The 12,712-nt window shown below is 64.1% G+C and carries 7 protein-coding genes; 2 read left to right on the top strand and 5 right to left on the bottom strand.

Annotated elements, in window-relative coordinates:
• Positions 1–79 precede the first annotated feature (79 nt).
• Together pepN and ASD44_RS02015 are read left to right on the top strand one after the other, a co-directional pair.
• On the top strand, positions 80–2,728 hold the full coding sequence (gene pepN / locus ASD44_RS02020; RefSeq protein ID WP_056108122.1) for an aminopeptidase N: 2,649 nt from the start codon (positions 80–82) through the stop codon (positions 2,726–2,728).
• Positions 2,729–2,906: 178 nt separating this feature from the next.
• The gene (locus tag ASD44_RS02015) at positions 2,907–5,213 is read left to right on the top strand and encodes a PAS domain-containing sensor histidine kinase (protein ID WP_056108119.1); all 2,307 of its coding nucleotides are present in this window, start codon (positions 2,907–2,909) and stop codon (positions 5,211–5,213) included.
• 69 nt (positions 5,214–5,282) lie between these two features.
• Here the strand turns inward: ASD44_RS02015 and ASD44_RS02010 are convergent, their stop codons facing one another.
• The 5 genes from ASD44_RS02010 to ASD44_RS01990 form a co-directional block, all read right to left on the bottom strand.
• Complete coding sequence (locus tag ASD44_RS02010) at positions 5,283–5,738, bottom strand: EF-hand domain-containing protein (RefSeq protein WP_056108116.1); 456 nt, start codon at positions 5,736–5,738, stop codon at positions 5,283–5,285.
• Positions 5,739–5,799: 61 nt separating this feature from the next.
• Complete coding sequence (locus ASD44_RS02005; RefSeq protein ID WP_056108113.1) at positions 5,800–8,766, bottom strand: bifunctional [glutamine synthetase] adenylyltransferase/[glutamine synthetase]-adenylyl-L-tyrosine phosphorylase; 2,967 nt, start codon at positions 8,764–8,766, stop codon at positions 5,800–5,802.
• Positions 8,763–10,229 carry a HAMP domain-containing sensor histidine kinase gene (locus ASD44_RS02000; protein ID WP_056108110.1) on the bottom strand — a complete coding sequence of 489 codons (1,467 nt, stop codon included), beginning with the start codon at positions 10,227–10,229 and terminating at the stop codon, positions 8,763–8,765. Before ASD44_RS02000 ends, ASD44_RS02005 begins: the two co-directional genes overlap by 4 nt.
• 5 nt (positions 10,230–10,234) lie before the next feature.
• Positions 10,235–10,909 carry a response regulator transcription factor gene (locus ASD44_RS01995; protein WP_056108108.1) on the bottom strand — a complete coding sequence of 225 codons (675 nt, stop codon included), beginning with the start codon at positions 10,907–10,909 and terminating at the stop codon, positions 10,235–10,237.
• Positions 10,910–11,099: 190 nt separating this feature from the next.
• The gene (locus ASD44_RS01990; RefSeq protein WP_056108106.1) at positions 11,100–12,629 is read right to left on the bottom strand and encodes a Do family serine endopeptidase; all 1,530 of its coding nucleotides are present in this window, start codon (positions 12,627–12,629) and stop codon (positions 11,100–11,102) included.
• Positions 12,630–12,712 lie beyond the last annotated feature (83 nt).

Raw genomic sequence — 12,712 nt, 5'->3', positions numbered from 1 at the left:
TTCGTGTAAAGAGCCGTCAGCCTATTTTCATTTGAACCAGCCGGCGGTCGCGGGCCGGCGGCAATCAGGAATCCAACGGATGCGTACAGACGACGGCCAGGTCTTCAAACTCGAAGACTACCGACCGAGCGACTACCTCATCCCCGATATCAGCCTGACCTTCAACCTGTCGCCGAGCGCCACGCGGGTCTCGGCGCTGATGACCGTTGTGCGCAGCGAGGGCGCGCCGCTGGACAGCCCGCTGGTGCTCGACGGCGACGGGCTCACCCTTTTGCTGCAGGTCGAGATCGACGGCAGGATGCTGGCGCTTTCCGATTACCAGACAACGCCCGACAATCTCATCATCACCAGACTGCCGACCGCCAAGAGCTTCCAGCTTCTGGTCGAAACGGAAATCGCGCCGGCCGCCAACCAGGCGCTGATGGGCTTGTACCGCACCAACGACGTCTATTGTACGCAATGCGAAGCCGAGGGTTTCCGGCGCATCGTCTATTTCCTCGACCGGCCTGACATCCTTTCGGTCTACACGGTGCGGATAGAGGCCGAGCGCAAGGAAGCACCGCTGCTGCTTTCCAACGGCAATCCGGTGGAGGGCGGCGATCTCGGCAATGGGCGGCACTATGCGGTGTGGCACGATCCGTTTCCGAAACCGTCCTATCTGTTCGCGCTCGTCGCCGGCGATCTCGGCAAGGTTTCCGGCAGCTTCACCACCATGTCAGGTCGCAAGGTCGACCTCGGCATCTATGTCGAACACGGCAAGGAGCTGCTCGCCGACTACGCGATGGATGCGCTGAAGCGGTGCATGCGCTGGGACGAGGAGAAATTCGGCCGCGAATACGACCTTGATGTCTTCAACATCGTCGCCGTCTCGGAATTCAACATGGGGGCCATGGAGAACAAAGGTCTCAACATCTTCAACGACCGCTATGTCCTGGCTGACCGGGAGACCGCGACGGACGCCGATTTCGCCAATATAGAAGCGATCATCGCGCATGAATATTTCCACAATTGGACAGGCAACAGAATCACTTGCCGCGACAGGTTCCAGCTCTGTCTCAAGGAAGGGCTGACTGTTTTCCGCGACCATGAGTTCTCCGCCGACCAGCGGTCGCGTCCGGTCAAACGCATCACAGAGGTGCGCACGCTGCGCTCGCACCAGTTCCCGGAGGACCAGGGCCCGCTGGCGCATCCGGTGCGGCCCCGCCGCTATCGCGAGATCAACAATTTCTACACGGCCACCGTCTACGAGAAGGGTTCCGAGGTTGTGCGGATGATCCGCACCATCGTCGGCGCCGAGGCGTTCCGGCGCGGCATGGACCTCTATTTCGAGCGCCATGACGGCCAGGCCGTGACGATCGAGGCGTTCATCAAGGCGTTCGAGGACGCCTCCGGACGCGACCTGTCGCAGTTCTCGTTGTGGTATCACCAAGCCGGTACGCCCAACCTCACCGTCAGCTCGCGCTATGACGCGCCGGCCCGCGAACTGACGCTCGACATCGAGCAGTCGGTGCCGCCAACCCCGTCTGAAAGCCGCAAGCGGCTGATGCACATACCGCTGGCCTTCGGACTTGTTGGCGAGGATGGCAGGGACATGGCTTACGACGCTGCGGAGGGAGCCAGCGTGGAGGACGGCGTCATCCATGTCCGCAAGCGACGCCACAGCGTCCGCTTCAGCGGGGTTGGCCAAAAGCCCGCCATTTCGCTGAACCGCGGCTTCTCGGCGCCGGTGACGCTGTCGCTGCAGCAGAAGCCGGATGAGCAGCTTTTCCTCGCCAGTCACGACAGCGATGCCTTTTCGCGATGGCAGGCGTCGAACACCCTTTTCACGGAAGCGCTGATTGCCGCTTTCCGGGCGACGCTTGGCGGCAAGCCCCTGGCCTTCGACAAACGTCTGGCGGACATGGTTGACGCCATCGCCGGCGATGATGCGCTGGAGCACGCTTTCCGGGCGTTGGTGCTGACGCTGCCGGGCGAAGCCGACATTGCGCGCGACGTTGGCAAGAACATCGATCCCGACGCCATCCATGCGGCCCGCAGCGGGCTTGCGGGATTTATCGCCGCCGCCAATGAAACCGCGTTCCGCAATCTCTACGGCCGTTTGCGCGACAATGGCGATTTCAGCCCCGACGCCGCCAGCGCCGGCCGACGCGCGCTGCGCAACGTGCTGCTCGACTACCTCGCGTTTCTGCCGGGCGGCGCAGAGCTCGCAGCAGAGCACTTCGAAACAGCGACCAACATGACCGACCGGTCGGCGGCGCTGGCCGTTCTGGCGCATCGCCATGCCGGCTCGCCGCGGACCGTGGATGCGCTGGCCGCATTCGAAGCCAAATACGGCTCCGATCCGCTGGTGATGGACAAATGGTTCGCCATCCAGGCCAGCACGCCGGGCGACAAGGCGGTGGAGACAGTGCGGACCCTGATGAGCCATTCCGCCTTCTCGCTGTCGAACCCGAACCGTGTGCGCGCCCTCATCGGCACGTTCTCGAGCGCCAACCAGACCGGTTTCCATCGCGCCGATGGACTAGGCTACCAATTCTTCGCCGATGTCGTGCTGCAGGTCGAACGGCTGAACCCGCAGGTTTCGGCACGGCTGGCGACGGCGCTGCGGTCATGGCGCTCGCTGGAGCCGGGCAGGCAGAAGAAGGCGCGGGAGGCGCTGCTGTCCCTTGCCGCCGCCGACAATCTGTCCGCCGACCTGCGCGATATCGTCGAGCGGACTCTAGCCTAGAACGTTCGTGGCTAAATTGAATCGCTCCAGGCGGCAAAGCGTCCAAATCCGTCGATTTTTAATCTTTTTTTACTTAGCCACTGGACAAGGCGAATCACCTTTGATTCTTTACTGACGATTCGGAAGTACGGCGTTGCCGGATCATTTCAGCAGGTAAAAGATCGGGGAGTGCCATTTGATGGCAAAGGCGGACGCGTGGGGCGCGCCCGGCAGGATAGTTTTTGGCTGGCGAGCGACACCGCGCCGCAGCCTGTCAGGCAACGCGCGCCTTTTCGCGGAGCCGACCTATCGCAACCTGCTGGCTGCCGAACCTCTGCTTCGCAAACTGATCCCGGCGCTGATCATCATCTTTCTGATCGTGGTTGCCGGCTTGCGGATTCTCTCGCTGATGAACGCGCAGGATGAGACGGAGCGTAACGCCAAGGCGATGCTCACGCTCGCCGCCGGCCAGCTGATCGAAACGGATTATGCCGAGGGCGGCGCCCAGGACCTGCTCGAGCGCATCGCACGCGCCGGCGCCCTGGACAGCGGCTACGTGCTTACGATGACCGACGGCAACTTCAAGGTAGAGGCCGTCAGCCCGCGCTCGACCCAGTGGCAGGGCCGTCTGCTCGACAGGATGATCACGGGCGGACAGCCGCTGTTCCTGTTTGGCGAACGCGCCGGCGTGATGGATGTCAAGATCGGCGATAGCGACTGGTACGCGGCGCTGCAGCTCAGCCCGGACAGGAGCAAGGCGGCCGTCGCGCTGGCGCCGCAGGATGCCGTCTTCGCCGAATGGCGAAAGACCGTCTCGCTGAACGTGACGCTGTTCGTGCTGACGGCCGGTGTCCTGATCGTCGTTCTCTACGCCTATTTCAGTCAGGCATCCCGCGCCCAGGCGGCGGATCGCATCTATATCGATGCACATCAGCGCATCGATATGGCGCTGGTCCGGGGCCGTTGCGGCCTGTGGGACTGGGACATGGTGCGCGGCAAGATGTACTGGTCGCGTTCAATGTACGACATGCTGGGCTACGAGCCCTGCGAGACGATGCTGTCGTTCGGCGAGGTCGATGCCATCATCCATCCCGAGGATGGCAACCTTTTCGAACTCGCCAACCAGATCGTGGCGCGCGAGATCGATCATATCGACCAGGTCTTCCGCATGCGCCATGCCGACGGACAATGGGTGTGGATGCGCGCGAGGGCGCAGGTGATGGACCCCGAAGCGCCGGAAATCCAGCTGATCGGCATCGCCGTGGATGTCTCCGAGCAGCGGCATCTGGCGCTGCGGTCCGAGGCCGCCGACCTTCGGCTGCGCACGGCGATCGAAAACATCAACGAGTCCTTCGTGCTCTGGGATTCCGGACAGCGCCTGGTGATGTGCAACTCCAAGTACCAGCAGGACAATGGGTTGTCCGACCGCGATGTCATGCCTGGCGTATCGCGCGAGCAGCTGGAGAAAAGGATGCTGGCTTTCGCCGCCGAACGGCGGATCGCCAACGCCAACGGTCCGCGCGGCGGCCTGACCTTCGAAAGGCAGCTCGCCGATGGCCGCTGGCTCCAGGTCAACGAATTGCAGACGCGGGACGGCGGCACCGTGTCGGTCGGCTCCGACATCACGCAGATCAAGCAGCACCAGGAAAAGCTCGTGGACAGCGAGCGCCGGCTGATGGCAACCATCCACGACCTCAGCCTGGCCCGACGCGCCGAGGAAGAGCGCGCGCGGGAAATGGCCGATCTCAACCGCAAGTACATCAAGGAAAAGGACCGCGCCGAGGCCGCCAACCAGGCGAAATCGGAATTCCTCGCCAACATGTCGCATGAGCTGCGCACGCCGCTCAATGCGATCATCGGCTTTTCCGAGCTGATGGAGCAGGCGCTGTTCGGCCCGCTCGGCTCGCAGCGCTATGAAGAGTACGCCACCGACATCAACAGCAGCGGCAAATATCTGCTCGGCGTCATCAACGACATACTCGACATGTCGAAGATCGAGGCCGGCCAGTTCTCGATGGAGCGGGAAGAGATCGACCTCAGCCCGCTGATCAGCGAAACGGTGCGTGTCATTTCGCTCGCGGCGGCGGAGAAATCCATCACGGTGGACACCCGCATCGCCGGCCCGGTCAAGCTCTTTGCCGACCGGCGGGCGATCAAGCAGATCGTCATCAACCTTCTGTCCAACGCGGTGAAATTCACCGGCCAGGGCGGCCACATAACGGTGAAGGCGCGCAACACCTCCGGCGCCATGACGCTGACGATCGAGGACAATGGCTGCGGCATTCCGAAATCGGCGCTCGGCAAGCTCGGGCGACCGTTCGAGCAGGTGCAGAACCAGTTCTCCAAGAACCACGCCGGTTCAGGGCTTGGATTGGCGATCTCACGCTCGCTGGCCGAACTTCACGGCGGCGCGCTGAAAATCCGCTCCACCGAAGGGGCTGGAACGATCGTTTCGATCCGCATTCCGGTCAGGAAGCCGGTCCGCGCCATCAAGGCGGCGGCCTGAGCCGATAAACGAAAACGCCCGGCGGTTTATTCCGCCGGGCGTTTCCGTTTTCAGGCCTCAGACCAGAACTCAATTGTCGTTGTGGTGACCACGCTTGCCGTGCTTGCCGCGTCGCATTTCGCTCTTTTCGATCTTGCCGTCATCGTTGCGGTCCAAAAGCGCGAACCTCTTCTTCTGCTGCGCCTCGATCTCCGCCTTGGTGACGGCACCGTCGCCGTCGGTATCGAAACGGTCGACAAGGCGCTTGGCCATGCGTTCGGAGCGCATCTTCTCGATCTGCGCAGCCACCTCGGCCACGGTCATCTTGCCGTCCTTGTCGGCATCGGCGTCGCCGATACGCTTGTCCATGGCGGCCGTGAACTCCTCGAAGCTGACGTCGCCATTGGAGTCGGCGTCAAGCTTGTCGAAGCGCATCGCGCCATGACGGGGACCCTTCGCGTCACCGCGGTCGGCTGCGACCGCGACGGAACCGGCGGTGCCGGCGAGCGCCAGGAAGGCAATGGCGAGTTTGGTTGATTTCTTCATCGGTAACTCCTGTTTGCATCGTCACCCCCGATGCTGCGGAACCGTGGCTGCGGGCGCACCCTCATCCACGCTTCCTGCGAAGCAGAAGGTCGAAGTCCTTTCGAACCTTCCGCGACGTTTCCTTCAAATGTGCCTCCAGCACCTTCATGTCCGGCAGGTCAGTCGCCGCCAGCAGGAGGTCCGCAAGTCCTGGAGGCACGTCGTCCTTCTGGAACGAGCCGGTGAGGCACAGCCTGATGATCTGTGTCAGCGTCAAATAGAGCGAATATGCGGCGCTGAGCTCATCCCTGATGCCGGGATCGGCAAACTTCGGATCGAGGCGTGACAGGATCTCGCCGGTTCCCGTCGTACGCATATTGCCATCGACCTGCCCGGTCAGAACCGCGACCTGGGCGATGAACTCCAGGTCGATCAGCCCGCCGGGGACCAGCTTTATGTCCCAGGCGTCCTGCTCCGGCTTCTCCTTCTGGATCAGTGCGCGCATGTCGGCCGCCTCCGCCCTGATCTTGGCGGCGTCGCGCGGCTGAGAAAGGATCGCCGCCACTTCGGTCTCGATCTCGCCGCACAGGCTCTCATCGCCGGCGACCGCGCGCGCACGCGCCAGCGCCATCTGCTCCCAGGTCCACGCCTCGCTGCGCTGGTACTTGCGGAAGGCATCGAAATGCGTCGCCACCGGCCCCTTGTTGCCGGAGGGGCGCAAGCGCAGGTCCAGTTCATAGAGCACGCCCTCGGCAGTGGGCGCGGAAACGGCGGCGATGAGCCGTTGCGTCATGCGCATGAAATACTGCGATGGAGCCAAGGGCTTGGCGCCGTCGGATTCCTCGGCGTCGGCGGCGTGATCGTAGAGCAGGATCAGATCGACGTCGGAGCCGGCGGTCAGTTCGCGGCTGCCGAGCTTGCCCATGCCGAGCAGCGCCACGCGACTGCCCGGAACCCGGCCATGCCGCGATGCGAATTCCTCCATCACCGCGTTGAGCGCGGCGTCGATGGTCAAGTCGGCAAGATGCGAAAAGGCCCGGCCGGCGCGCGCCGGGTCGATGGAACCAGCCAGAAGGCGCACGCCGATCAGAAATTGCTGTTCGGAGGCGAAAATGCGCAGCCGGTCCAGCACTTCCTCGTAGGCGCGGTCGCCTTCGAGGAAAGCGGCGAGCCGCGCCGACAGGTATGCGCGATCCGGCAATTCCGTCAGCAGAGCCGGATCCAGCAGCCCGTCGAAGACATGCGGGCGGCGCGTGATGATGGCGGCCAGCCGCGGCGCCGAGCCCATGATCGTCGCCATCAGCCTCAGCAGCGCCGGATTGGACTGAAGCAGCGAAAAGAGCTGAAGCCCTGCCGGCAAGCCGGCGAGGAATTCGTCGAAACGCAGGAGCGCCTCGTCGGCCCGCCTTGTCTTGCCGAAGGCTTCCAGCAGAGCCGGGGTCAGCTCCGTCAGGCGTTCGCGCGCTTCGGCGGAACGGGTGACCTTGTAGCGGCCGAAATGCCAGGTACGGATGACCCGGCAGATGTCGCTCGGGCGCTCGAAGCCCAGCTTGCTCAACGTTTCCAGCGTGTCGGGATCGTCGACATCGCCGGTGAAGACCAGATTGCCGAGGCCGGCGGAAAGCTCCGGTGCGGTCTCGAACAGCGCGGCGTAGTGGCCTTCCACGTCACGCAGGGCCGTGCGGAATGCGGCGGAAAAGGCATCCGCGTCCTCAAAGGCCAGCATATGGGCAATGCGTTCGAGACCTTCGTCGTCGTCCGGCAGGACATGTGTCTGCTCGTCCGCCACCATTTGCACGGCATGCTCGACGCGGCGCAGGAACCAGTATTGGGCAGCAAGCGCATCGCGCGCTTCCGCCGTGATCCAGCCGCGTTCGGCAAGCTGCGCGAGCATCGGCACCGTCTGCTTGCCGCGCAGTTCGGGGAACCGGCCGCCGGCGATGAGCTGCTGGGTCTGGACGAAGAACTCGATCTCGCGGATGCCGCCCCGGCCGAGCTTGACGTTGTGGCCCTTGACGGCGATTTCGCTGTGGCCCTTGTGAGCGTGGATCTGGCGCTTGATCGAATGGACATCGGCGATCGCCGCATAGTCCATGTATTTGCGCCAGACATAGGGCTGAAGCTCCTTGAGAAAGGCATTGCCGGCCGCGATGTCGCCGGCGACAGGACGCGCCTTGATCATCGCCGCGCGCTCCCAGTTCTGGCCGCGGCCCTCGTAATAGTTCAGCGCCGCTTCCACGGGGATGGCGAGCGGCGTCGAGCCGGGGTCGGGGCGGAGCCGGAGGTCGGTGCGGAAGACATAGCCGTGCTCGGTCCGGTCCTGCAGGATGCGCACCAGCCGCCGGCTCAGGCGCGAGAACAGGTCGGTCGCGTCGAGCGGGTCAATGACGGCGGGAGCCTCGGGTTCGAAGAAAACCACGAGATCGATGTCGGACGAAAAGTTCAGCTCATGACCGCCGAGCTTGCCCATGCCGAGCACGATCCAGCCGGATTTCTCCGATGGCTTCTTCGGGTCCGCGAGCTTGAGCTTGCCCTGGCTGCCGGCGTCGCGCAGCAGGAAATCGATGGCAGCGGTGACGCAGGTCTCGGCGAGGTCGCTGAGACGGCGAACCGTCAGCGCCGTGTCGGCCTCGCCTCCCAATTCGGCCAGCGCGATGAGGAAATGCGCCTCGGTCTTCAGCAGCCGCAGCCGCATCATCAGCGCGGATTCGGTGACGTCCTCGGCATAGGCGCAGTCGCCAAGCTCTTCCAGAATTCCGGCCAGCCGCTGCTCGACCGTCATGTCGAGCAGCGTATCCAGCATTTGCGGGCGCCGCCGCGCCAGATCGCGCAGGAAAGGAGACAGGTTGAATGCGGCAGCCAGGAACGCCGGCACCGCGCCCTTGCCGGCCAGCGATTTTGCCAGGCGCGGCAGCTCTTCCTCAGTCGCGGCGGCGGCAACATCGGCAAGATCCTCGCCGGCATTCGCCGCATCCAGAGGCGCCAGCGTCAGCCGGGGCTGCAAAAGCCATTCGGGCCTGGCGCCTTTACGCACCGCGCTGGATTTCATCGGCTCTCTCCGGTCGACTGCTTTTCCCCTTCGGGAAAATCCATGACGACGGATAATCCGGGATCGCCGGGCAGAAGATCAAGCGTTCCGTGGTGGAATTTCATGATCGCCTTGGCGAGGCTGAGACCCAGTCCCGAGCCGGGCTGCGAGCGGCTGCGTTCCAGCCGCACGAACCGTTCGGTGGCGCGCGCGCGGTCGACATCGTCCGGAATCCCGGGGCCGTTGTCCGAAACGGTGAGCTTAACGCGGCCACCCGTGCGAGAGAGCGCAACACGCACGACCGGCTTGCTGCTCGAGTCCACCGAGTATTTGATCGCGTTGTCGACGATGTTGGACAGCGCCTGGCCGATCAGTTCCCGGTTGCCGTCGATGGACAAAGCCTGGCCGACATCCGTCTCGATCGCCACGCCGGCTTCCTCGGCCACCGGCTCATAGAGATCGACGACATCGCGGATCGCGGCCGCCAGATCGACCTTGACCGTACTCTCGGAGGAGTAGCCGGCCTCCAGCCGCGAGATCATCAATATGGCGTTGAACGTCTTGATGAGATGATCGGATTCGGTGATCGTGCCTTCCAGCGCCTCGCGGTAGTCGGCGGTCTTCTGCTTTCCGGCAAGGGTGGCTTCGGCACGGTTGCGCAGCCGTGTCAGCGGCGTCTTCAGATCGTGAGCGATATTGTCCGAAACCTGCTTCAGGCCCTCGTTCAATTCGGCGATGCGGGCCAGCATGGCGTTGAGGTTTTCCGACAACCGGTCGAACTCGTCGCCGGCGCCGGTCACCGGCAGCCTGCCGGACAGGTCGCCGCCCATGATGCGGCGGCTCGCTTCCGAAACGCCGTCGATGCGCTTCAGCGCCGCGCGGCCGACGAAGAACCAGATGAGCAGGCCGCCCAGGCCCATCATACCCAGCGCCAGCATCAGCGCGCGCCGCACGACGGCGCGGAACCGCTCCGGTTCGCCAAGGTCGCGGCCGACCAGAAGAATCATCTGGTTCGGCAGCCGCAGAACCAGCGCCATGGCGTTGTGCCCGGTTTCGCCGCCTTGCGCCTGGCTCGGATCGGAAACGTTGCCGCGCTGCCGCCCCTCCCCCTCGCCGAAGCGCTGGTAGTAGAAGGGCTTGCCGGTCCAGCCCTCGGTCTCGAGCACGCCGGGCTCGAGCGCCTGCACATTGCCGGCCAGGATCTGGCCGTTCGCATCGGCGATGAGATAGAGGTTGGCGCCCGGCTGGCGCGAGCGCTGCTCGACAGACCGGGCAAGCACCGGCAGGCCGCCGCGCTGATACGCGCGGGCGAGCCCCAGCACTTCCTCGTTGATGGTTTCCTGGGTCTGCGCCGCCAGCATGCGCGCCGATAGCGACGTCATGTAGAAAACCAGCAGGACGGCGCAGAGCGCGAAAAGAAGAAGAAAGAGCGCCGAGAGCCGCGCAGCCGTCGTCTTCATGATGGCGGGCACGGAAAGCGCCATCGTCGCTAGCTACCTCTAAGCATGTAGCCGGCGCCGCGGATCGTATGCAGGATCGGCGTGTCGAAGCCCTTTTCGATCTTGGCGCGCAGCCGCGAGACATGGACGTCGATGACATTTGTCTGCGGGTCGAAGTGGTAGTCCCAGACGTTTTCCAGCAGCATGGTGCGCGTCACCACCTGCCCGGCGTGGCGCATGAGATATTCGAGCAGGCGGAATTCGCGCGGCTGCAACGTGAGTTCGCGGCCGGCGCGCCGCACCGAATGGGACAGGCGGTCGAGTTCCAGGTCGCCGACGCGATAGACCGTATCGCTCTCCTTGGCGCTGGCGCGGCGGTTCAGAACCTCGACGCGGGCAAGCAGTTCGGAAAAGGCATAGGGTTTGGTCAGATAGTCGTCGCCGCCGGCACGCAGGCCGGTGACGCGGTCGTCCACTTCGCCGAGCGCGGAAAGGATCAGGACCGGAGTGGTGTTGCCGCGCGACCGAAGCCCGGCGATCACGGAAAGCCCGTCGCGGCGGGGCATCATGCGGTCGATGACCATGACGTCGTAGTCGCCCGAGTCGGCCAGCGCGAAACCGACCTCGCCATCACCGGCGACGTGCGCCGTATGGCCGGCTTCGGTGAAAGCCTTCTCCAGATAGTCCGCGGCCTCACGATCGTCTTCGATGACGAGAATCTTCATGGGCTCGTTATACGGCATTTCGGCTGGTCTTGTGGACGGCATGTTAGAGACCTCGCGCGTTTTGCGGCAGCGGGCGATGGGGGCCCGCTGCCGCCCCGAACCGGATACGATGACTGACTAACGCATCGCGGCGCGGTGCTTCCAGGACGGAGGCTCGGGGGTGTTGAAACCTCCGCCCGGAACGGTCAGGTCAACCCTTGTCGACCGGGAGCGCGACGAAGCGGTTGGCGTCGTCACGGCTGATCTGGACGAGAACCGACTTGCGTCCAGCCTTGGCCGCATCGGCCATGGCCTTGGAGATGTCGTTCGGGCCGCTCACTTCCTGCGAATTGACAGCGGTGATGACATCGCCGACCTGGATGCCGCGATCCGCCGCGTCGCTGTCGGGATCGACATCGGTCACGACGAGACCCTTGCCATCATCCGACTTGGTCACGGTCAGGCCGAGGTCGTCGAGCGAAGCCGTCGCGCTCGGCGCCGACTGCTGATCGTCCGCCGACGCCTGCTTGTCGGTGTTCGGCAGCTTGCCGAGATCGACGCTGATCGTTTCGGACTTGCCGTTGCGCCAGACCGTCACATCCACCGGCTTGCCGGGATTGTAGGCCCCGATCAAACGCGCAAGCTCCTTGGTGCCAGCAACATCCTTGCCCGCGACCTGAGTGATGATATCGCCGGGTACGATGCCAGCCTTCTTGGCCGGGCTGTCGTCTTGCGCGCTCGAAACCAGCGCGCCCTTTTCCGACTTCAGGCCGAGTGACTCGGCGATTTCGGGCGTCACCGGCTGGATTTCGACGCCGAGCCAGCCGCGCTGGACGCTGCCGTTCTTCATCAGGTCCTGAACGACCTGCTGGGCAGTCGAGGCGGGGATGGCGAAGGCGATGCCGACATTGCCGCCGGAGGGCGAGAATATGGCTGTGTTGATGCCGACGACCTGGCCGCTGAGGTTGAAGGCCGGACCGCCCGAATTGCCGCGGTTCACGGCGGCGTCGATCTGAATGAAATCGTCATAAGGACCGGCGCCGATGTCACGGCCACGAGCCGAAACGATGCCCGCCGTCACAGTGCCGCCCAGACCGAATGGATTGCCGACGGCAACGACCCAGTCGCCGACCCGAACCTTGGCGTCATCGGCAAAATCGACATAGGTGAATTTCTGGCTGCCGCCATCGACCTTCAGGACCGCCAGATCGGTGCGCGGGTCGGTGCCGATGAGTTTGGCGTCCAGTTCCTTGCCGTCGTCGGTAACGACGGTGAAGGCGCTGCCTTCTTCGACGACGTGATTGTTGGTGACGACATAGCCATCATCGGAGATGAAGAAGCCGGAACCCTGGGCGACCGGACGCGGCTTGTCGTTCCTGTGATCGCGACGGCTAAACCGCGGGCCGCGGTCCGGCCTGCCATCACCGCGGAACTGCTTGAAGAACTCGCGCAACTGCGGATTGTCCGGAAGACCGTCCGGACCCTGGAACATGTCGGAGCCGTCATCGGAAGCGGGCTGCATCTTGGCCTTCACGCGCACGCTGACGACGGCCGGCGAAACCTGCTGGACGACATCGGCGAAGCTGGGGACCTGCGCGGCTTCGACCTTGACGGCATCGGCCAGAACAGGTGTCGTGCCGGTGGTGACCGCGCCGACGCCAATGGCGCCAGCAATCGCGAGAGATGCCACGGCAGCCAGAAGGCGGGTGCGGGTACGGGATGATTGGGGGGCGGTGTTCATGGTCTCGTGTCCTTTTGAACGGGATGCAAAACGGCATCCGCTGACACGAGAGATAGAGCGGCTCACATTACGGGGTCATTTCC

Origin of the sequence: Mesorhizobium sp. Root554 (assembly GCF_001427025.1) — a bacterium.
In the GTDB taxonomy this organism is placed as follows: Bacteria; Pseudomonadota; Alphaproteobacteria; order Rhizobiales; family Rhizobiaceae; genus Mesorhizobium.
Note: the sequence above shows the minus strand (reverse complement) of the source record. Positions and strands in the feature narration are given on the sequence as shown.